Source organism: Corynebacterium sp. NML120713 (genome assembly GCF_001875735.1).
Classification (GTDB): Bacteria; Actinomycetota; Actinomycetes; order Mycobacteriales; family Mycobacteriaceae; genus Corynebacterium; species Corynebacterium pseudogenitalium.
In genome coordinates this window covers 63,007-83,879 of the sequence record NZ_MLCR01000010.1, presented here as the reverse complement: position 1 = coordinate 83,879, position 20,873 = coordinate 63,007, and the positions used below count along the sequence as shown (strand labels likewise).

The following is a 20,873-nucleotide window of genomic DNA, read 5'->3' as shown; positions in this document are numbered from 1 at the left end:
TTTGGCGAATTAGCAGCGCGGTGCTAAAATTACCCACTGCTGCATTACATGCGCTGCCGGCGTAGTTTAGTGGTAGAACATCAGCTTCCCAAGCTGAGAGTGCGGGTTCGATTCCCGTCGCCGGCTCCACTATGACGTCGAAAATGATAAGTAGGCGTTTGCGTTAGCGCGTACGCCCCAAGGGGGTCAAGAAAATCGCTTGCGTTAGCGAGTGTATAGCGCATTAGCTCTGACCTGCGGAAGCGCTTTCCTCTCTTTCGGCTGAGCGAGCGTTTGCGTTAGCAGGCGTTGATCTGGTCAAGGCGGACGCTATGGTCGGCGACCTCGGTAACGAGTTCAGCGTCGTGGGTGATGACAATGACGACGGCACCAGTGTCAGCGAGTTTACGCATTACTCGGGAAATCGCGACAAGGTGCTTGTAGCCAACACCGGACGTGGGTTCGTCGAAGATGTAAACTTTCTTGTTCGCAGCAAGCGCTGTAGCAATAACCAGGCGTTGGCGCTGCCCGCCAGAGAGTGCTTGGGGATGGTCAGCCTCGTGGTCGGCAAGGTCGAGTTCTTCAAGGATCGCGTGGGCATCGATGTGTTGCTTTTCGGCTTTGGTCGTGCCGAGCGTGACTTCGTCGATGACGGTATCTGAGAACAACTGTCGGGTAGGGTCTTGCATCACAAGGTAGGCGTCACGGCTGGGGAATTTTTGTCCATTGAGTGTGATGGATGCGTGTTTGGCTTTTTCTAGTCCGCAAACAATGCGTGCCAGGGTTGATTTCCCTGAACCGCACGGGCCGAGGAGCGCTGTGATTTTCCCTGCCGGAAAGAGCACATGGTCGACGTTGAGAACCGTTTTCCCCTGCCGGTAGGCGAAGGTGAGGTTGTCGATCGTGAGCCCCTCCCCTGCCGGTTCCGGAAGTTGTGGCATAGACACAGTCACTAGGGATCGCAGTCCAAGCTGTTTGCGCTCCTCATCCGAGGTAGCGTAGAACTCTTCGCCGGTTGCGGTGAGGGCGATCTTGCCTTTGTCGAAGCAGTAGACACGGTCAGCGATCCCGGAAAGAAAACTTAGCCGGTGTTCAGCAATGATGATCGTGTGTCCATCAGCTTTGAGCCTGGCGATGAGTGTGGCGAGTTGGCCGATAAGATCAGCTGATAGGTTCGCGGTCGGCTCGTCAAAGACGATCAGCGACGTGTTGTTGCACATGGCGACGGCGCAGGCCACGCGTTGCATCTGCCCGCCCGACAGCTGTGTGACGCGGGATTCCAACAGGTCGGCGATACCTAACTCGGCTGCAACCTCGTCAATGCGGGCACAGATCTCCTGCGGGGCGCGGCCGAGATTTTCTGGGCCGAAGGCGAGTTCTTGGCGCACGTGAGTGGTGTAGAACTGGGTGCGTGGGTTTTGAAACACTGTCGAACAGTGGTGGGCAAGCTCTGATAGATCTACTCGTGCCACGTCAATGTCGTCGACTGTGACGCTTCCGGTAAGGTCGCCGTCGTGAAAGTGCGGGATGAGCCCGTTAAACAGCCGTAGCGCGGTGGTTTTCCCCGATCCCGATGCGCCACACAGCAAGGTGACGGTTCCAGGTGTGATGGTGATGGTTGCGTCAGTGATTGAGGGGTGGTCTGCTCCTCGATAGGTGAAGGTGACGCCGGTGGCTTGGGTTATTGTCATAGGACGATTCTCCATATCGCGAAGCCGATAACGACGAGCAGAATGACTGCGTCGATCACACGGAATTTCACGACCGTGACTGAGGTGGGCTTTGCGGTTCCGCCCAGTCCTCGCACGAGGGCAGCAGATGCCAGTTCGTCCCCGCTGCGTACCACGGTCGATAGCAGCGGGATTGTGAAGTACTGGGCCGCGCGCAGGGAAAACGCAGACATGCCGCGTAGTTTCATCGCATCTGAGATCGCTTTAACCTCGTGGCCGATCACGGGCAGCACCCGTAAGGCAACCGAGATTGGGATCGTGAAACAGGTCGGGATCCGTGAGCTGACGAGTGCTTTTTGCAAGGTGGCGGGTCGGATTACACCGATCGCGTATGCGCCCATGCCTGCGCTGACACTGAATCGCCACATCCACTGCAAAAACAGCATGAGGAACGCGCTGACCGTTGACTTCCACACCAGTGGTATCACGAAGACGAGCCCGCCGAGGACCGCAAACGTGGCCAGGTAGACGGCCACCCAGCTCGGGCGCACGAGCGTGTTGGGGTTGATCGCAGCGCTCGCCAGCATCACGGCGGCGAATCCGCCCAGAGCACACACGAACCACGGCGAGTAGGCACTGTAGATCGTGGTGGAGACGATGACGAGCGCTACGATAATCGTGCGCGGGTCGGGAAGTTTAGACAAGACCGGCCCGTTCAAAGTGCTTACGCGCCACCCTGGTTCCCAACAGACCAGCAAGCCAGCCCACGATGAGCATCACAACGAAGAAGCCCAACAGAATCGGAATCGTGACAACCTGCGCCATCTTCGCGGCATACTCGGCGCCCATTTGTTCGGCGATCTGCGACATATATGCGTCTTGGTCCATAAATAGCGGCATCCACGGGGAAACATAGATCGGCAGAATAAACAGTGCGTATGCCAGCGGAACGCGAACCTTCACGCTCTTCGGCCCCTTGGTAATGACTAGGTCGGCGAGCAGGCCGAATACAGCGGCCACCGCGATTCCCCCTACCCAGTGGCCGGTCACGGAGAAGAGGATTTCGATGATAATCAGCATGATTGTCAATGCCCCCATCTTCGGAGTGCGTGCTGTGAACAGCGCAAAGACGATGCCGTTAACGAGAATAGAAAGCAAGAAGCCGGCATACATGGCGGCGGGGATGAACCCGAGCATTCCGAATGCAAACACGATGACGAACATCAAGGCGGTGAAGACGCCAATGTTGATGAAGTCGCGCGTGTTGAGGCGCGAGGATGTAGGCGTAGACATAGTTTTTCCTTTCATGTGCTTATACGTGCTGTGTTTAGACGAGTTGCCATCCAGCTGCGTTGATGCGTTCTTGCCAGAAATCGCGGTATTGACCCGGCTGGTTGACCAGCTCGTCGTGGCACCCGCGCTGGGCGATACGCCCATCGTGGGAGAGCACAATGATTTGGTCAGCTTGGCGAATGGTTTCAAGTTTGTGGGCGATGACAATTAGTGTGGAGTGCTTACGCAGCTCGTTCATCGCCGCAACAATGTTGGCTTCATTTTCCGCGTCCAACGCGCTGGTGGCCTCATCGAACAGCACGATCGGGGCTTTCTTCACCAAGGCGCGAGCGATGGACACTCGTTGGCGTTCCCCACCTGACAGTGCACGCCCGCCAGCACCCGCCAATGAATTCCAGCCGTCTGGGAGGCGGTTGACAATTTCCGTCACGCCCGACAGCTCAGCGGCCCACCTGATTTCTTCATCAGTAGCTTCGGGATTGCCAAGGCGAATGTTGGCTTCGAGAGTGTCGTTGAATAAGTAGACGTCTTGGAAGACCAGAGATATCTGGCGCATCAAATCTTCGGTGGTCTGCTCGCGCACGTCCACTCCGCCAACGCGCACGCTGCCGGACTGCACATCCCAGAAACGTGCAACCATCCGGGCGATCGTCGTCTTCCCGCACCCAGATGGACCAACCAGGGCACACATGCCGCCTTGCGGGACATGGAAGGACATATCGTGCAGCACCGGGGTGTCCGGATCGTAGCTGAAGGTGACGTCCTCGAAACGAACATCACCAGGTGCCCTCACTGGTGTAGAGGCATCGGGTTCGGACAGTTCGGGGGCATCCATGACCTTGTCGACGTGGTTCATCTGCTGGCGGCGTTCTTCCAGCCCGGTCATGCAGCCACCGATGTCTTGGAGCATGGTGGTGAACCGCAGGCACATGCCGATTGTGACCACGGCGTTCAGCGCATTCATTTGCCCGCCGAGGGCGAGTTGGGCAGTCAGCCAGATCATTATCACGACAAGGGCTTGGACGAACATTCCATTAATCAGGTTCGCTAATGTTTCGATCCACAATGCTTTGCGGCTTTTGCGGTCAGCCTGTTTGAATGCCCGATCAAGGGCCGGGTAGTCGTCGGCGACATGGCAGGAGCGCAGCGCGCCTTGGCAGGTGGCGAATTCGACCATGCGAGCCGCCAATTCTGACTCAGCTGGTTCGGAAACCTGCTTACCTTTATCAAGAAGCACGCGGGAGATATGGAGGAAGGCGAGCATGATCGGGAACGCGATCGTCAAGGTCAGTCCCAGCCGCCAATCCCAGAACCAGGTTCCCACAGTGATCACCAGCACGGCTGAGAGTTTTTGGACGAGGGAGAAAATGAAGTGCGCCGCCGACTCGCCCAAGTTCATCATTTCCTGGGTGACCATGCGCGACAGTCGGCCAGAGCTACCCGAATCGAACACTCCCAACGGTAGGCGGGCTACTTTGTTACCTATTGCGTGGTGGACGTCGTGAATGAACCCGAGCGCGCCAATATAGCCGGTGCGCATGCCATAAAACTCGGTGCCTACACCCGCTACCGAGATCACCGCCAAGGCGATGAGCCAGCCCCAAAACGATAACCCCCACACCGGCATTCCGGTCGCTAGGGCACTTGCTGCGGGAAGCAGAATCAGCAGGGCAAAGCCGTGACACAGTCCTGAGACCGCACCCCACGCTTGACCGACCGAGAGGTCACGCCACGAGGCGGGTTCCATCAAACGCTTAAAGCGTGGCAGCAATAGTTGATTCATCGTGTCATCTCCTCACATGCACCTTGGGCAAGAAGTGCCTGATAGTGCGCATTACCCAACAGCTCGTCGTGTTTACCGACCACAGCAATGCGCCCGCGTTCCATGACGACAATCTGATCCGCGCCCCTGATCGAGGCCAACCGGTGGGCGATCACAATCACGGTTCTGCCTTTGGCAAGAGTCGAGAGAGCTTGTTGAATTTTCGATTCCGATTCCGGGTCCGCCATCGCCGTCGCCTCGTCCAGCACCAACACTGGGGCATCAACCATGAGCGCCCGGGCGATCGCGATACGGGCTGCCTGCCCGCCCGAAACGTGGGTGTCCTCCCCCAACACGGTGTCGTAACCATCTGGCAGGCTCATGATGAACTCGTCGATCTGCGCGGCTCTCGCCGCCTGTCGCACCTGATCCAAGGTTGCGTCTGGCGCGCCCAGGGCAATGTTGTTGTGGATGGTGTCGCGAATAAGCTGTGCATCTTGCAAGACGAACGCGACCGTCGAATACAACAAATCCTGGGAAATGCTCTTTAGATCAACCCCGCCGATAGTGATCGTGCCAGCGTCCGGGTCATCGAAGCGGGCAATTAAACTCGCCAACGTCGACTTCCCCGCACCCGACGGGCCAACCAGCGCGGTCACCGTGCCTGCCGGAATGCTCAGGCTCACCTCGTCTAATGCCTGGGTGTCGTCATAGGCATACGACACACCCCGAATCTCGATATCATGACCGTGTGGTGTCTGTGGCGCATCGGGCTGACTCAACGCTGGTAGCTCCATGACGTTCACCAGCCTCACTGCCGCAGACCCTGCGAGCTGGTACGACCAGGCGATGGTTGCGACTGCCATCAACGCTCCCGGCAGCACCAAGGCGATCAACGTCGTCGTTATCACCTCGTAGATGCTCACCCAACCGGCGTTCATCATCAACGCGCCACCGCCAAGGTTCACGATCAACAACACCGGGATCGACACCCACGAAAATGAGGCGACCGACATCGACACCAGCGGCATACACCACGCCCGGTAGAACTTAGAAAACTCGTTAGCCGCATCTAAATAGGCTTTATGTGCTTGGCCGACCTTGCCGAATGCTTTCACCACTGAGATACCGGCAACGAACTCGGCCATCGTTGCCGAAACCTGAGCGAGCTTGGTGTCCATTTGTGCGGTCTTCTCATTCATCCCACGCATCGACATGCCATACATGCCCACATAAATCGGAATCGTCGCAATCGACAGCAGAGCGAGCCGCCAATCCACCACAAACGCATACACCAACAAGGCGAGCGGGGATACGATCGCGTTCAGTTTCTCAATCGGCCCGTGCGCGATCACTGTATGCACCGTGGCCGTATCATCCTGAATGGTCTTGCGGATCTTCCCCTCACCCTCGCGGGTAAACCACGACAGCGGAGCAGTCGACATTCGGGCGGCAATTTGCCGACGCATCTGATTACGCAACGACAGGTCAATAAAATGCGTCACGCCCAATGCAACAAAATATAAGGTCAACCGGGCCATGTATGCGCTGACGAGGAGCATGACGATCCAGTTCACCCGCGCCGGGTCCACCTGGTCTTGCATAAGTTCTCTGCCAAGCTCCACCAGAGCCACATACGGGGCAATAGCCAACACGCCTGAGAGAAAAGCCAAAACCTGCGCGATAAACAGTTTGCCTTTCACCGGCTGCGATAGCTGACGGATCGCGTTCTGGCCAGCGACAGATTTTTCCTTCGCGGACCCATACTCACCGTCAACAACCTGATCCGTTACACTATCGTTCACGTAAACACCATCCTTATTAGGTAAGTCTAACCTTACTCGCCTTCTGGGAGGTGTACCTAACCGTGCACATCAACCGATACGAGCATCACCCTTTCAAGGCCATGCTTACCTGTTCACCGGTGCGGAATACCAACCGGATCGTATCCTCGTCTACGATGGCGTGGTCAATGAGTGCGCTCCACTCTACATCTGTAAGAACGAAGGCTCTTGGGCTGGAAGTTTGCCGCGCCCGCGAAATGGGTTCGCACCGATCAAGCACTTCAGGACTGTCCAACACGAACTTGAAGCAAGTCCATCTACTGCTCAAGAGTGCGAAACACTCACAGAGTTAATTCTCGAAACGCTCAATCAAGCCGGTATTGAAACACTCCGTGCCCTCCAACCACTAGCTGAAAGCGATGACACCCCCTAACCAGATACCCGCTAACGCAAGCCCACCCGCAGATCCCCTTGGCTTCAAACGGACGCCACCCCCAGTGGGCGTTACAGCGATGACTGCCGGATCGCCGAACCTCCAGCGAAGTAGCGAGCAGTCTCAAAAACAGCTAAATCCCAGCTCAACAGGGGTTTAGTGGCTCATGCGGCTTTTATCATTTTCGACGTCTAAGCCTCCACTAACACCCCTTTTGCAGGGGTGTTTACGTTTGCCGTTTTTGAGGTGGGCGGAGACGCGAGTGACAAAAGACGCAACCCGGAAAAATTTGGTCGCCATAACCGCAGGCCGTAAAAGGGCTAGACGTCAAGAGGTGCGTCTTTTGTCACTGAAGCGAAAGGGAAGAAGCCAAGAACAGAGACCCTACCCGCAGCGGACGATGGGCTGCGGGTCGTAGACCGTGGTGGTGGTTTCGCGGCTAAGTTCGTTGCCGTCGAGGTCGGTGATCACGCGGGTGTCGGAGGTGGTGAAGCCGGGGGCGCCGCCGGATGGGGCGCAGTCGGGGCCGGTGACGGTGCGGGGTTGTGGCTGGGTGTAGGCCCAGCGTCCACCGTTGATGGACTGCACGTTGACGGTCTTGACGCCGAGGAGGCTGACGGTGATGTTGCCGCCGCCGTAGTTGGTGACGATTTTGACGGGGTGGTTGCTGTCGTTGCGGAAGGCGAGGTCGATGGCGCCTTCGTAGACGGTGGCTTCGCGCCCGGCTGGGTAGCGGGAGATGTAGTAGGAGTGCGGGGTGGAGGCGACGTCGGTCATGCCGGCGAAGTAGGCGGCGTTGTAGAGGGTGGTGGCGAACTGGGAGATGCCGCCGCCGACGGCGGTGCCGCCGCGGCCGTTGATGATGATGCCGGATTCCACGTAGCCCTGGGCGGTGCCGCGGGGGCCGGTGTAGCCGTTGAGGGAGAACGTTTCGCCTGGGTTGACGATCGCGCCGTTGACGGTGTTGGCAACGATGCGGATGTTTTCCCCGGAGGCGCCGGAAAATCCGCCGGTGGTGAAGGAGCCGACGGTGTCGTTGAAGGTGGCTTGTTCGGCGTCGGCGGTGGTGAAGGTGGCGGGGACGTTTTTGTAGGTGGCGTCCCAGGTGCGGTCGGCGTTGTGGAGGAGGCGGTCGTCGAAGCCTTTGAAGGTGGTGTCCCAGTCGACGTTGATGCCGTCGACGGAGGGTTCGATGCCGCCGCTGGTGAGCACGCGGGCGTTCTTGGCCTCGACCTCGGACTCTTGCAGCTGCTCGCCGAGGATCGCGCCGGCTGCTTTGTGGTCGACGATGGGTGTGAGGGTTTCGTCGAAGTGGAGGATTTCGCCGATGCGTTCCTTCGGGATCACGGCTGTGACGTTCTCGCGGCCGTTGACGGTGAGTGGGCCGGAGAGGGCGCGGTGGACCGGGCCGTCCAACGCTTCCTTCAGAGCGGAAGCGCCGATGCGCGGCGCTATTGGTTGCGGCTCAACGGTGACGCCATCGGGGTTGAGCCAGTGGGTGGTCAGCTCGGTGCGCAGCGCGTCGGCGGGCACGTCCTGGCCGTCTTCGGGGGTACGTTCGCGGGCGGTGCCACCCTCGAGGCTGATGGCGGCGTCGACGGGGTCGCGGTGCAGTTCTTTCTGTAGGCGGGTGATTTCGGGGGCGAGTTTCGCGTCGTCGACGCTGGGAACGACGGCCACTTCGTGCTCTCGGATCAGGCCGCTGAGGCGCTCAATCGGGCTTGCGGACTGCAGCCCGGCCGCCTCAATGGTCGCCACGTAGTCGATGCCGAGCCCGGCGCGCTGCGGCACCACTTCGGCGCGCTCTGGCCCGGAGGTGACGGTGATGGGGCGTGAGGGGGCGTCGCCAAGTTGGGCTTTGAGCTCGGCTTCTGCTTCCTGCGGGGTGAGTCCGCCGATGGCGACGCCGCCGACGGTGGTGCCGCGCGGCACGTGGCCGCGGTTGAGCGCCAGGTCGGCGAGGTAGATGGCCAGCAGCACCGCGAGCACGCCCACGGAGAAGCCGATGAAGATCTTTGTTGCCCTATTCACCCGCCCCAGGGTAATAGAATTTGGGCTATAACCCAACGTCAATGAGTTGTTGTTGCACGCGGGTCGCGGCTTCGTCGATGCGGGATTCGGGGATTTCTCCCTTTTCGACGCCCGCTACGACACCATCGATGATGCCTGCGATGTCGTGGCCGGAGGACCAGAGGGCTTGGTCGGCACCTGCGCTGATGGCGAGGCGGACTGCGTCGGGTGTGGGGGCGTATTCGAGGATGCCGCGCATGCCGGAAAGGTCGTCGGTGACGGCGACGCCTTCGAAGGGGACGCCGCCGGGGTAGTCGCCTTCGCGCAGGATGCGGTAGGCCTCCGGGTTGAGGCTGCTGGGCACGCCCTCGGCGCCGAGGCCGGGCACGATCATGTGGCCGACCATGACGCTGGCGCGCGGGAAGCGCTGCAGGAGCTCGCCGTAGGGGGCCAAGTCGAAGGCGTGCAGGTCCCCGATGGGTGGCGTGGTGGCGAGCTTCTTGTGGGTGTCGCCGGAGGCGCGGCCGTGCCCTGGGAAGTGTTTGAAGGTGGGGGTGACGCCGGCGTCGATAAGGCCTTGGGAGAAGAGTGCGGCGATGCGGGTGACTTCGTCGGGGTCGCGGTGGAAGGCGCGGTCCCCGATGATGGCCAGGTCGGCGGCGTCGATGTCGACGACGGGGGCGTAGTCCACATTGATGCCGTGGGCGCGAAGCGAGCGGCCGATGTCGTAGCCGGTGCCCTGGATCACCGCGGGCGTCCCGGTGGCGAGGCGGCCCGGCGCGGGGAAGTCCCCGAGGACGTCGGTGTGGCGCTGGACGCGGCCGCCTTCGAAGTCGATGGCGACGGTGAACCCGCGCGGGTACTGCTCGCGAAGGGCGTTGATGTCGCGGCCGGGGTCGTCGAGAAGTTTGGGGTCGGCCCAGCTGGGGATGATAAGGCCGCCGACGCCTTGGTCGAGGGCCGCGCGGGCCTGGTCGTAGTTCTTCACACCAACGACCATGAGGGATGCGACGCGCGCCCGCAGGTCCTCCGGGACGCGCTGCTGAGCAGGCGTTTTGGGGACAATCTCGGTAATTGGCACCGTGTCGGTGGGCAGGAGTGGGATGTGGTTGTGGAGCGGAGTGGGCGTCGTCACGGGTTGTGGGGCTGGCTCGGGCGCGCACCCGGCGAGCACGACGACGAGCCCCGCCGTCGCCGCGGCGGACCCCCATACACGTCTGGTACGCTTTTGCACATGTCAAACCGTACTACCTTGCCTTCCGTTGTGGCTAGCGCCGTCGTCGGTGTTGTGCTCGGCGTGGTGGGCGTGATTGGGGTAGCGGCGTTCTCCGGGCAGAATTCCGTGCCGGTGTCCAACGCCGTCCCGGCAGACGAGGCCGTGCTTGGCGGCCCGGAATATGGCGCGCGCTAAACTCCGCAGCTGTATTCCCCACCTGGTCGCGTGGGTCATCATCGCGCTGATTGTGTGGGCGCAGGCGCCCGGGCAGATCGCCGCAGACACCAAGTTCGACCTCACCACCAACCCGGCCGGGTTCCTCGCGCAGGCCATGCACGCCTACACGGACCGCTTCACGCTCGGGCAGCTGCAGAACCAGGCGTACGGCTACCTTTTCCCCCAGGGCGCGTTCTTCCTGCTGCCGCTGCCCGCCTGGGTGCTGCAGCGCTGCTGGTGGACGCTACTGGTCGGGTTGGCGTTCTCCGGGACGTACGCGCTGGCCAGACGGCTGGGGATGCGCGGGGTGGCGGGCCCGGCGGTGGCCGGGGCGCTCTACGCGTTCAGCCCGCGCATCCTGACCACGCTGACCGCCATCTCTTCGGAGGCGTGGCCGGTGGCGTTGGTGCCGTGGACGCTGCTGCCGCTCCTGGGGGACCAACGCCGGGGGCCGCGCCTTGCCGCCGCGCTACTGCCGGTGGCGTGCATGGGCGCGGTCAACGCGACGGCCACCATCGCAGCCTGCCTACCCGCCCTGCTCGTGCTGTGCGCGCAGCGCCAGTGGCGGGCCGCCGCACTGTGGCCGGTGGGGGCGGTACTGGTCAACGCGTGGTGGCTCGGCCCGCTCGTGGTGCTCGGCCGCTACTCCCCGCCGTTCACCGACTTTATTGAGTCCGCCTCAGTGACCACCGCGTGGCTCAACCCGATCGAGGTCCTGCGCGGCACCACCAGCTGGACCCCCTTCGTCGACGCAGAGCGCGCCGCCGGGCACCTCCTAGTCACCGAACCCGTATTCGTGCTGCTCACGTCGGGTGTGGCGGCGCTCGGCATCGCGGGGCTCGCCCGCCGCGACATGCCCGCCCGAGCCCCGCTCATCACCGTCTTCGCGGTGGGCGTCGGCATGCTGTGTTTCGCGCACGCCCACCCCTCACTTTTCGACGCCCCCCTCGCCGCCTTCCGCAACCTGCACAAATTCGACCCGTTAGTCCGCCTCCCCCTGGTGTTGGGAGCCGGGTGGGTAGTGTCCCGGGCGCGCACCCCGCAGCTGGTCGGCGCCGTCACGCTGGTGGCGGTCGCGGTATCCCCGGCGTGGTCGCTGCGCCTCCTTCCGCAAGGCACCTGGCAGGAACCGTCCAAAGATTGGGTCGCGGCGGCCCGCTGGCTCGACGAACACGCCACCGGCACCCGCACGCTCGTCGTCCCCGCCGCCCCCTTCGCCCGCCAGACCTGGGGCTGGACGCGCGACGAACCCATCCAGGCGCTCAGTCAGGCGCGCTTCGCAGTGCGCGACGCCATCCCCCTCGTCGACCCGGAAGCGATCCGGGGCCTCGACGGCCAGGTCCGCGCCGTGGATACGGAGGCGCTGCGCGCCATCGGGGTGGGCGTCGTCGTGGTCCGGCACGATTTGGAGGAGGAGGTGGCGTCGACAAGCGTGCCTAATCTTGGCGAGCCGACCGTGCGCTTCGGGGACGTCGATATTTATGCGCTGGAGCCCACGCGCGACATGATGCTGACTAGCGCCACCCCCGTGCGCGTCGACGCCGGCGGCGAGGCCCTGCCCCTTCTGTGGCGCGAGTTCGGCTACTTCCCCGCAACCCTGACCAGCGGCGATGCGGACATCGTGACCGATACGCCGGCGTTGGCGGTGCGTAACTACGGCGCTGTGCAGCGCGCGCAGTCCGCGCACCTCGCTGCTACCTCTGAGGGCACGGACGTACGCAACCTGGTGCCGGACTACCCGTCTGCGGGCACACCCGTCGGCGTGGCAATGGAGGGCAGCGCTTCCGCCTCCTCTTCCGCCGCCGACGCCACCGCCTTCGGCGGCGCCCGCGCTTCCCGCTCACTCACCGCCGCCTTCGACGGTCTCGACGACACTGCCTGGTGGCCCGCCGCCCAAGACCCAAACCCGTGGCTGCGCTTCACCCCCACCGCCGACACCGCCACCATCACCACCACCGCCAACACGAAAGTGCAGCTCACAGACGTTTCCGGCGAGCGCACGCTCAGCCTCGTGGCCGACCAGTTCCGCACCATCAGCGTGCACGGCGAAACCACCCTTACGCTCACCGAGCCCGTCGGCATCACCGAAATCGACGCCGGCATCCACCGCATCGTCGACGTCCCCGGCACCGCCGACACCTACTTCTTCCAGCGCCTCCTGCCTGAAACCACGGTCCTGCAGCGCGCATTCACCACCGCCGAAGACGCCGAATGGCACCTCTCCTCCCCCGCCCTTATCGACGGCTCCTCCGCCACCAACCCCGTCTTCCTCCCCGCCGGGCGCCACGAACTGGTTACGGACGCCGAGACGATCACGCTGCGACGCGGGCCTGCGCCTGCTGCTGTTTCGTGGGAGCCGGTGGTTGGTAGCACAGTTGTGCCCGCCGACCAGGACCGACTGCTCATCACCACCCGCGCGTTCAACCCGGGCCTCCAGGCCAGCCTCGACGGCAAACCCCTCACCGCCCAACGTATTGACGCCGGTCAACTCGCCTTCCGCATCCCCGCAGGCCACAGTGGCACCCTCACGTTCTCCTTCGCCGGCGAGCACCCCTACCGCCTCAGCCTGTTCGGCGGGGCGGCGCTCAGCCTGGTCACCGCGCTGGTGTTGCTGTGGTTCGCGTGGCGCCGCCGTGGCGTCGGCGCTCCGGCCCGCCCCGTCCCCGGCAGGATGGTGGCGGCGTTGCCGCTGGCAGCCGCTCTGTGCATCAACCCGGTACTCGGGATCGTCAGCGCTATCGGGGTCTGGACGGTGCGCCGCTATACCCTGCTGGCCAGCCGATACACCTCCGCCGGCGCCATCACCGCCATGGGATTGTGGCTGGCCCGCGCGCCCTGGCCTTCCGCCGGGTACGCCGGCGACGCCACCCTCATGCTCGTGGCCGGGTGCGTCGCGGTGGCCTGCCTCGCCTGGCCGGACTAGGTGGCCGGACTGAGTGTTGGCCCCGCCGCCTGCTGAAAAAGTTCCCGCGCCCGGGAAACATTTTGGGTTTTCGGCCGGTTCCGGTCGACTAACACTTGTGTTTCCCTAGGTTGCGTCGTCTGTCTACGAAGAAAGTTCCCACGACCGCTGCTTCTTCGCACCAGATTCCGGGTTTTCGGCGAGCGGATTTACAAACCCCCAGGTCGCGCGAACCTCATGCAGGAATTTGGTGCGCACCCGGCCTGCCTCTCAGCCGAAAACTCGCTAAAAGCGTGGGATTAAAGGAGTGCGATGTGCGGCAGCAATCACTAGAATGATCGCAGCCAGTGCTCACAGCAGAGCTGACAAGAATTGCAGGAATCAAAGACCAGTGCTTTGAGTAGATAGCACGATCGAGATATTGCGAAAGGTGTCGTTATGTCTGAGAAACTGACGATCATTGGATCATATTTGGCTCTATTCGCGGCGGTACTGGGGCTTCTTTCCGGCCAGTTTCTGCTTGCGACGGTAGTCGCGGCGATTGGCGTGTGGGGGTTGCGGTCGCATAATCGGCGCTCAGCACTCGATGATGTTATTGCTTCTGATCTGCCAATCCCTTCGGCAGCAGAGTTAAAGAGCTATCGGGAGAAGAATCCAGATCTCTCTTTTTCTGAAGCAATCGTTGCTTGGCAGAAGGGTGAATCAGCCTGAATTCTTCGGGTTGCAGGCGATAGCTTTACCGCGTCTTCAGTCCATCACGCCCCAACGATGCTGAAAGCGTGGGATTACAAGCGTGCGATGGGCCCACCGCGGACTAGGCAGGCTAGATGACGATAGCGGAGTACGCGGGGTGAATCTGAGATTTATTGGGCTCCACCCCGTAAATTGGCCCGTTCCCATTAGGGCACGGGCCAAAGAAACGTCGGAAAACTCTCACACAACAGGCGGGTGATCTACCAGTTCTGGAGCAAGCGAGCCCCAAGTGGCGACTGCAACGTCACCTTCATGGAGGCCGTGGAACCGATCAGGATGCACTTATCAGGCGATCCTGGAATATTCCCTTCGTACACTCTAACTTTTACTGATGTCGCGGTCTCCGATGTCTCCGCGCGGTATCCGTAGCAAGTTTCGGTTCCGGCGGGGAAGAACACTCGAATTTCTGTCGGACTAATTACTTGATAGCCTGCCCATTTGACTTGACGCTCATTTTTGAGATCGTTGCGCGCCTCTCGGTCGAAAGGTTTTTGTCGAGTTTTGTGGACGATCCCCATTGCACTGCTGAGTTCGTCGCCGACAGGTGTGGCTGAGACTATTCCTATGGTACTTCCCACTATCGCAAACACAGTTAAAATAACGCCGACCAAATGTACAGTTTGCGCATTCAAACCTGCGTTTATGCCGAATTTAGATAGTATGCCAGACATTCTCACTCCTTACTTCACTGGCCGACTCGCCGTTGAATCAAACATGTCCCAAATCTTGGAGGTTATGATCGGCGAACCGAGATACGACGCACCGTTTTCAGGACCAAACGAACTCACGGAGCGGATATGCCCCAGAGTTCCGTTGAAGTCTTCTAGCCATGCGCCACCGGATGCACCACCGCCAAAGTTGCACCCATATGACATGTAGAAATTGAAGGACGACCAATTTTCGTTTTTCACCGGTACCGTACACCGAAACATAGCGGAACCCAGGAAACGTTTGCGGGGATATCCAATTATGTCAGCTTTGAACGAACCTGCATTTCCGGAGCGCAGTCCATGGCCTCCAACCGCATCGACGAGACGTTTCCCTCTTTCTGAGTTGACAGTGACAAACCCGAAGTCAGAAGCAAACCCACGAGGTGTAGCTCCATAGTTGGCCCAGTCAGTAGTTGTGGTCATAAAATTGGCCTTGAATCTCCCATGGGGTGCAACACCGATCGTATATTCTGGAACGAATACCCAGTTTTTATGAAACTCACCTCCGCTCCCGCTATGAACGCAGTGACCGGCAGTAATTACGGTACTTTTGTTGTCTGAGTTTACGGCAGATGCGGAGCAGACGTGATCTTCATATTGGCCATTGACTTTCTTTGAGAAAAATACTTTTCCATTCGCAGCACCGGAATTGCCGATTCGAGAGTGCGCCTCACTGGCCGTTTGAGATGAGGAGAACGGTTCAATAGGTTCTGATGCTTCTTGTTCACGTTCTGGCACTTCAGGGGAAACGACAACCTCTTTGCTGTTTGACGTTGCTCGGTCCGCCGCAAATGGCAAGTCGAGGGTTGCATCAACAGGAGTGGCTCTCGACATGCGATCCAGTGTCCAATACTCATCCAGTGTCATCTCCGAGGAAACTGATCTAGTCGACTGATCATTCGGGTTAATTACTCCGACCGTGGTTTCAGCTTCTTCTCCGATGAATGATTCCTGAGCATGGACTGCCACTGGCGCCACAGCCATGGCCAGACAAGCCGATGATGCCAGGACTGTAGCCCAGTTGAAGATCTTTCTGATATGGGAGTTGAGATACATGACAGCTCCTTGAGGTAGGGATGAAGGCTGCGTTCGTATGAGATAAACACATTGGTGTCGATATTATCACGCATGTTACTCTTTTTCAATACTGTGATATGCAACACAATCTGTCTCTGGGGCTGGCATCGAAGTTACATATGCACCCCACCTACGCTGACTCTTGTTGAATGCCTACCCAGAACAGTTCCATACCAAAACGGATCAACCCCCTACCACCCCCTACGCAGGGCAGATGACGGGCGCGCCGGAGACTGGGTCGTACAGGACCCGGGCTTCGATGCCGTAGACCTCTTCGAGGAGTTCGGGGGTGAGTACGTCGAGGGGTTCGCCGTGCGTGACCACGCGGCCGGCTTTCATGACGAGGAGTTCGTCGCAGTAGCGGGCGGCGAGGTTGAGGTCGTGGATTGCGACGACGGCTTGGCGTTCGGTGTCGGCGACGATGTTGCGGATGATGGTGAGCAGGCTGACTTGGTGGTGGAGGTCGAGGGCGGAGGTGGGTTCGTCGAGAAGGAGGAGTTGGGGTTCGCGTACCAGCATCTGGGCGACGCCGACGAGTTGGCGCTGGCCGCCTGACATGTGGCAGACCATCCGGTCGGAGATATGGAGGATGCCGAGGCGGTCCATCATCGCGGCGGTGGCCTCGAGTGGGTTGGTGACGGCGCCTCCGGCTTTTGCGGCGACGACGATGGATTCGAACGCGGTCAGCGACGCGCTGGTCAGCAGGTCTTGGGGGACGTAGCCGACGTCGTGGGGCTCGCAGGTGGTGGTGACGGTGCCGGACGTGGGGGTTTTGAGCCCGGCGATAGTTTTGACCAGGGTGGACTTACCGGCGGCGTTGGGGCCGAGGAGGCCGGTGACGGCGCCGGGGGTGCCCAGGCGAAAGGTCATGTCGTGGAGGATAGGGGTGCGTCCGTAGGCAACGTTGAGGTCTGTGGCGACGATCATGGTTAGTGGCCTGCCTTGCGGTAGCGGGAGAAGATCAGGAAGACGAAGAATGGGACGCCGACGATGGCCGTGATGATGCCGATCGGGATCACCAGGCCTGGTTTGACGGTGATGGAGACGGCGTGCGCGGCGGTGAGCAGCAGCGCGCCGGCCGCGGCGGAGGCGGGGAGGTAGAACTTCTGGTCCTCCCCGACCAACATGCGGGCGATGTGGGGGCCGACCAGTCCGATGAAGCCGATGACACCGGCGAAGGCCACCGAAGCTGCTGCCAGCAGGGATGCCACGATCAGGGTGGTGACGCGCAGGCGGGAGACGTTGATGCCGAGGGAGGCGGCGCGGGCGTCGCCAAGTCGGAGGGCGGTGAGCCGCCAGGCGTTGAACACCACGAACGGGATTGCGGCGGCAAGGAGGACGCCGATGATGCCGTCGGCGAGCCAGGTGGCGCGCTGCATGGAGCCGAGCGTCCAGAAGACGATCTGTTGCAGCGCCTCAAGCGTTGCGCCGTACTGCATGAGCGACAGCAGCGCCTGGAAGAAGAAGGACAGGGCGATGCCGAGCAGGATCATGGTTTCGGCGGCGGCGCCGCGCCACACGGCTGCTGCGGCGACGACGGCCACCGCCACCAAGGCGGCCAGCGCAGCGGCGAGCGCCAGGTTGAACTGGGGGTGCGCGATCAGGTTGATGCCCAGCACGATCGACATCGCGGCGCCGAACGCGGCCGCCGCCGAGATGCCCAGCGTGAACGGCTCCGCGAGCGGGTTGTCCAGGATGGTTTGCATCATCCCGCCCGCAAGTCCCAGGGACGCGCCGATGAGCAGCGCCATCACCGAGGCCGGCAGGCGCAGGTCCCACAGCACCACGGAGGCTTGCTCGGGTGCGGTGTTGGGGTGGAGGAGGGCGTCGAGAAGCTGGGAGGCGCTGAGGTTGATCGGGCCGACCACCGTGGCAACGACGAAGCTGATGAACGCGACGAGCAGCAGCGCGCTAATCGCGATGAGTTTGCGTCGTCCTCGCTGGTGGTAGGCGCGGATCGCCTGATCTTGCTGGTTCATGGTTCCCCTACTGCTGTGCCTGGGCGAAGAACGCGCCGGAGTAGTCGAATGGCAGCCAGTCGGCGTGGAACTGTTCGAAGTCCTTTGCCGGGTCCATGTCAGCGAAGGCTTCTGGGTGCAGCCACTTCGCGAACGCCTCAAGTGCGAACACGTTGTACGGGTTGTCGTAGAACTGGTGGTAGACGGCGAAGTACTTGCCCTGCTTCGGTGCCTGCAGCAGGTCCAGGCCCGGAGTGCCCAGCGGGTTATTCAGGGTTTCGGCGGCGCGCTGCGGGCTGGACTGGTAGCCGAGCTCGACGTGGCTGAAGGTGTCCGGCTGGTCGGGCTTGCGTGCCCACTCGCCGCCGGTGACGATGAGGTTTTCGGGCTGCAGCTCGATCATCTTCTCAGCGCTGAACTGCTTAGAGTCGGCGGTGATGAGCTGTTCGCCCAGGTTGTTGCCGCCCGCGGCGGTGAGCAGCTGGCCGAGGTTCGCCTTGCCGGGGGTACTGCAGCAGTCAACGAAGCCCGCGGCGGACCAGATCAGGCCGTCTTTCTCTCCGTCCTTTGCGACGGCCTCTTCGACCCGACCCTTGATCTCTTCGACCTTCGATTCGTAGAACTCGCCGTATTCCTTGGCGCGTTCCGACTTGCCCAGCAGGTCGCCGAGCAGCTGCACGGAGCTGACGGTGTGCTCGAGTGGGGACTGGCGGAAGTCGGTGAAGACGTACTTCATGCCGGTCTGGTCCATCTTTTCCAGGAGGCCGGATTCCTCGGCGACTTTCTTCTGGTCGAGCGTCATCACGACGACGTCCGGCTCCTGCGCCATGAGGGTCTCCAGGGAGACGTCGCCCTTGCCGATGTTGCCGATCTCCTGCGCCTTCATGGCGCCCTCGCTGATTTCGAAGACCTTGTCCTTGAACGCCGGGGCGGCCTTGGTCAGGTCGTTGCCGTAGGCCACGACGTGCTCGAAGGGGTCCCCGCCGAGCAGCGCGGTGGCGAAGACGCCACGGCCCTCGCCGAGGACGATGCGCTCCGGCGCGTGGTCGAAGGTGACTTCGCGGCCGGTGACGTCGGTGACGGTCAGCGCCTTGTCCGCCTGGGTCGGCTCGGCGGATGGGGTGGTGTCGGCGCTGTTGCCCGAGCACGCGGCGAGTGAGGCGGCCGCGCACAGTGCGACGGCGCCGGTCATTGCTTTACGCAGGATGTTCACAGTGATTTCCTTGCCGTAGTAACATTCATTCCAATAGAGCGAATCAACAATATATCAGGCAAGGCTTACCTAACAAGCTTGACGCGTAGTTGATGCACCACCCGCGCGCCCGGCACCTCCACCCACGTGTAGGACAAATAGCTCACCACCAGGCTCAACGCCACCGTCAGGGTGAGGATGGGGACGAAGTGGGCGTCGAAAAGCGATACCCCCAAGATTGGGAACACCGCGTGGAGCACCGCCATGTGCCACAAAAACAGCGAGTACGACCAGCGGCCCAACAGCTGCGCCGGGCGGGCGCACAGCGCGGTGCCGTGCAAGCGCGGCGCGAGCGCGAACGGCACGATCCAGAGTACTGCGAACAGCGCCCCAAGCAACACACGGACGTTGAACTCGGCGGCGCTCGGGTGCTCCAAACCCGCAGGACCGAGCACCCCGCCCGCCCACGCGACCGGCAAGGACAACGCCGGAAACACCCAGCGCAACGCCGGCACCCGCGGCCGCCAGCGCCACCCGGCGCGCTCCGCCTCCGCGCACAGCAGGCCCACCGCGAACCACGGCGCGAAGGAGATCGGCCAGATCTGCAAGTTCAGCTCGCCCGGCGTCTGCTCCGGGGCGGGAATCAGGTGCGGCCACACCAGGGCGGCCGCCACCGCCACCGCCAGCACCACGGCGCGGCCCCGGCGTCCACACGCCAGGTAGGCGGGCAGGACCAGGTAGAACGCCACCTCGACACAGAGCGACCAGTGCTGGGTGAGGCCGTCGATAAGCCCGCCGGGAACGTAGAGCTGCGTGAGCATCAGATTGGCCAGAAGCGGGCCGGCGCGCACGCCCGCGAGCGGCGGCAACGTCACCACAATAATCGCCACGGACACCACGTACGCAGGCACAATGCGGGCGACGCGACGCCAGTAGTACTCGCGCGCCGGGCGGGGCTCGCCGCGCGCCAGCAAAAACGCCGACAACGCGAAGAAGACGGCCACGAAGTAGTCGAAGCGCGCCAGCAGCGGCGAGTCGGTGGCCGTCTGGAACGCCACGTGCGTCACCACAATGCCGAGCGCCGCGATACCGCGCAGGCCCGCCAGTTCCGGGAGTACGTTAATGTTTCTGATGTGGACATTGTAAGCAAACGGCGCCTGGGCATCTGCGCCGCCATCATCGCGGTGTGCGTGGCGCTGAACTTCCTGTCCCCGCTCATCATCAACCACCAGCGCGCCATCGCCCCCACAGAAAGCACCCTACTTTTCGACGGCCCCTCCGCCCTCACCCGCACCCTTTCAATCACCGAGGGCCCCTCGGAGGCGAACCCGGACAAGAAAGCGCTGACCATGTCCGCCACCGTCCGCAACGAGGGCGCCGTGATCGCCGAGGACTCCTTCGAGGTCAACCCGGCCTCCGCCTACCCCACCAGCGGGCGCCAGGGCCTCGGCTACGTCCTGCCGTACAACCCGGAACGACGCTCCTACCCGTTCTACGACCCGCTTGCGGACCTCGTCGTCCCCCTGGACTACCTCGGCGCCGGCTGGGTCGCCGGCCTGGAGACCTACAGGTACACCGCCACCATCGACGTGCCCGAGTACCACGCCGAGCGCACCATCGACGTCGAGCGCCGCACCGGCCGCCTCCTCGACGAATCGTGGACCATCACGCGCGGCCCGCTGCAGGGCCTCTACACGCTCAGCGACGAGTCCAAGTCCGCCGCGGCCTCCGCCGCACTTCACGACGTCCACATCCTCAAATCCCTCCAGGTCATGGCGTTCGTAACCCGCCTGGGCAGCGCGCTCGCGCTCTTCTACGCCTTCGTCCTGCTGGTACGGCGCCGCCGTGATTAAGGGGCGTCTGCTCTCCTGGCTGCTGCTCGCCTACGCGGTGGCCCTGGTCCTGGGCGTGACCTGGC

At 62.0% G+C, this 20,873-nt stretch carries 17 protein-coding genes and 1 tRNA gene; 5 read left to right on the top strand and 13 right to left on the bottom strand.

Annotated elements, in window-relative coordinates:
• Positions 1-55: 55 nt before the first annotated feature.
• Positions 56-129, top strand: a tRNA-Gly gene (locus BJP06_RS04980).
• 149 nt (positions 130-278) lie between these two features.
• Here the strand turns inward: BJP06_RS04980 and BJP06_RS04975 are convergent.
• The 7 genes from BJP06_RS04975 to BJP06_RS04940 form a co-directional block, all read right to left on the bottom strand.
• Positions 279-1,670, bottom strand: a complete 1,392-nt coding sequence (locus BJP06_RS04975; RefSeq protein WP_071573051.1) for an ABC transporter ATP-binding protein — start codon at positions 1,668-1,670, stop codon at positions 279-281.
• Positions 1,667-2,353 (bottom strand): energy-coupling factor transporter transmembrane protein EcfT, encoded by a 687-nt coding sequence (locus BJP06_RS04970; protein WP_070361802.1) that lies wholly within the window; start codon positions 2,351-2,353, stop codon positions 1,667-1,669. The genes BJP06_RS04975 and BJP06_RS04970 overlap by 4 nt, the downstream gene beginning before the upstream one ends.
• A complete protein-coding gene (locus BJP06_RS04965; protein WP_071573049.1) occupies positions 2,346-2,942 on the bottom strand; it encodes an MptD family putative ECF transporter S component in 597 nt (198 codons plus the stop codon). Before BJP06_RS04965 ends, BJP06_RS04970 begins: the two co-directional genes overlap by 8 nt.
• 34 nt (positions 2,943-2,976) lie before the next feature.
• A complete protein-coding gene (locus BJP06_RS04960) occupies positions 2,977-4,725 on the bottom strand; it encodes an ABC transporter ATP-binding protein (RefSeq protein ID WP_070975613.1) in 1,749 nt (582 codons plus the stop codon).
• Positions 4,722-6,509: an ABC transporter ATP-binding protein gene (locus BJP06_RS04955; protein ID WP_070361799.1), complete on the bottom strand. Its 1,788-nt coding sequence runs from the start codon at positions 6,507-6,509 to the stop codon at positions 4,722-4,724. Before BJP06_RS04955 ends, BJP06_RS04960 begins: the two co-directional genes overlap by 4 nt.
• Positions 6,510-7,305: 796 nt before the next feature.
• Entirely contained in the window at positions 7,306-8,952 is a 1,647-nt protein-coding gene (locus BJP06_RS04945; protein WP_071573046.1) for a VanW family protein, read from the bottom strand.
• 25 nt (positions 8,953-8,977) lie between these two features.
• Positions 8,978-10,165 carry a glycoside hydrolase family 3 N-terminal domain-containing protein gene (locus BJP06_RS04940; protein WP_071573044.1) on the bottom strand — a complete coding sequence of 396 codons (1,188 nt, stop codon included), beginning with the start codon at positions 10,163-10,165 and terminating at the stop codon, positions 8,978-8,980.
• Between BJP06_RS04940 and BJP06_RS04935 the strand changes: the two genes are divergently transcribed.
• From BJP06_RS04935 to BJP06_RS04925, 3 genes are all read left to right on the top strand, one after another.
• Positions 10,166-10,342 (top strand): DUF2613 family protein, encoded by a 177-nt coding sequence (locus BJP06_RS04935; protein WP_071565697.1) that lies wholly within the window; start codon positions 10,166-10,168, stop codon positions 10,340-10,342.
• Positions 10,329-13,286: an alpha-(1->3)-arabinofuranosyltransferase family protein gene (locus BJP06_RS04930; protein WP_071573043.1), complete on the top strand. Its 2,958-nt coding sequence runs from the start codon at positions 10,329-10,331 to the stop codon at positions 13,284-13,286. Before BJP06_RS04935 ends, BJP06_RS04930 begins: the two co-directional genes overlap by 14 nt.
• Before the next feature lie 417 nt (positions 13,287-13,703).
• Complete coding sequence (locus BJP06_RS04925; RefSeq protein WP_070361796.1) at positions 13,704-13,976, top strand: hypothetical protein; 273 nt, start codon at positions 13,704-13,706, stop codon at positions 13,974-13,976.
• A 242-nt stretch (positions 13,977-14,218) separates the two neighbouring features.
• Here the strand turns inward: BJP06_RS04925 and BJP06_RS11715 are convergent, their stop codons facing one another.
• From BJP06_RS11715 to BJP06_RS04900, 6 genes are all read right to left on the bottom strand, one after another.
• Positions 14,219-14,689, bottom strand: coding sequence for a hypothetical protein (locus BJP06_RS11715; protein ID WP_083433200.1), 471 nt, complete (start codon positions 14,687-14,689; stop codon positions 14,219-14,221).
• A 9-nt stretch (positions 14,690-14,698) separates the two neighbouring features.
• On the bottom strand, positions 14,699-15,784 hold the full coding sequence (locus BJP06_RS11875) for a serine protease (RefSeq protein WP_143110544.1): 1,086 nt from the start codon (positions 15,782-15,784) through the stop codon (positions 14,699-14,701).
• Between the two features lie 222 nt (positions 15,785-16,006).
• The gene (locus BJP06_RS04915) at positions 16,007-16,732 is read right to left on the bottom strand and encodes an ABC transporter ATP-binding protein (protein WP_070975618.1); all 726 of its coding nucleotides are present in this window, start codon (positions 16,730-16,732) and stop codon (positions 16,007-16,009) included.
• A 2-nt stretch (positions 16,733-16,734) separates the two neighbouring features.
• Entirely contained in the window at positions 16,735-17,784 is a 1,050-nt protein-coding gene (locus BJP06_RS04910; RefSeq protein ID WP_071573041.1) for an iron ABC transporter permease, read from the bottom strand.
• Positions 17,785-17,791: 7 nt separating this feature from the next.
• Entirely contained in the window at positions 17,792-18,976 is a 1,185-nt protein-coding gene (locus BJP06_RS04905) for an ABC transporter substrate-binding protein (RefSeq protein ID WP_071573040.1), read from the bottom strand.
• Between the two features lie 65 nt (positions 18,977-19,041).
• On the bottom strand, positions 19,042-20,184 hold the full coding sequence (locus tag BJP06_RS04900; protein ID WP_255365791.1) for an acyltransferase: 1,143 nt from the start codon (positions 20,182-20,184) through the stop codon (positions 19,042-19,044).
• On the opposite strand from BJP06_RS04900, the gene BJP06_RS04895 reads away from it, so the two are divergent.
• Positions 20,146-20,808 carry a porin PorA family protein gene (locus BJP06_RS04895; protein ID WP_071573038.1) on the top strand — a complete coding sequence of 221 codons (663 nt, stop codon included), beginning with the start codon at positions 20,146-20,148 and terminating at the stop codon, positions 20,806-20,808. The genes BJP06_RS04900 and BJP06_RS04895 overlap by 39 nt on opposite strands.
• Positions 20,809-20,873: the final 65 nt, after the last annotated feature.

What these genes read in the sequence shown, in the direction of transcription:
- BJP06_RS04975 (WP_071573051.1), bottom strand. Translation starts at nt 1,670, where the DNA reads ATGACAATAACCCAAGCCACCGGCGTCACCTTCACCTATCGAGGAGCA.
- BJP06_RS04965 (WP_071573049.1), bottom strand. Translation starts at nt 2,942, where the DNA reads ATGTCTACGCCTACATCCTCGCGCCTCAACACGCGCGACTTCATCAAC.
- BJP06_RS04960 (WP_070975613.1), bottom strand. Translation starts at nt 4,725, where the DNA reads ATGAATCAACTATTGCTGCCACGCTTTAAGCGTTTGATGGAACCCGCC.
- BJP06_RS04935 (WP_071565697.1), top strand. Translation starts at nt 10,166, where the DNA reads ATGTCAAACCGTACTACCTTGCCTTCCGTTGTGGCTAGCGCCGTCGTC.
- BJP06_RS04930 (WP_071573043.1), top strand. Translation starts at nt 10,329, where the DNA reads ATGGCGCGCGCTAAACTCCGCAGCTGTATTCCCCACCTGGTCGCGTGG.
- BJP06_RS04925 (WP_070361796.1), top strand. Translation starts at nt 13,704, where the DNA reads ATGTCTGAGAAACTGACGATCATTGGATCATATTTGGCTCTATTCGCG.
- BJP06_RS11715 (WP_083433200.1), bottom strand. Translation starts at nt 14,689, where the DNA reads ATGTCTGGCATACTATCTAAATTCGGCATAAACGCAGGTTTGAATGCG.
- BJP06_RS11875 (WP_143110544.1), bottom strand. Translation starts at nt 15,784, where the DNA reads ATGTATCTCAACTCCCATATCAGAAAGATCTTCAACTGGGCTACAGTC.
- BJP06_RS04915 (WP_070975618.1), bottom strand. Translation starts at nt 16,732, where the DNA reads ATGATCGTCGCCACAGACCTCAACGTTGCCTACGGACGCACCCCTATC.
- BJP06_RS04910 (WP_071573041.1), bottom strand. Translation starts at nt 17,784, where the DNA reads ATGAACCAGCAAGATCAGGCGATCCGCGCCTACCACCAGCGAGGACGA.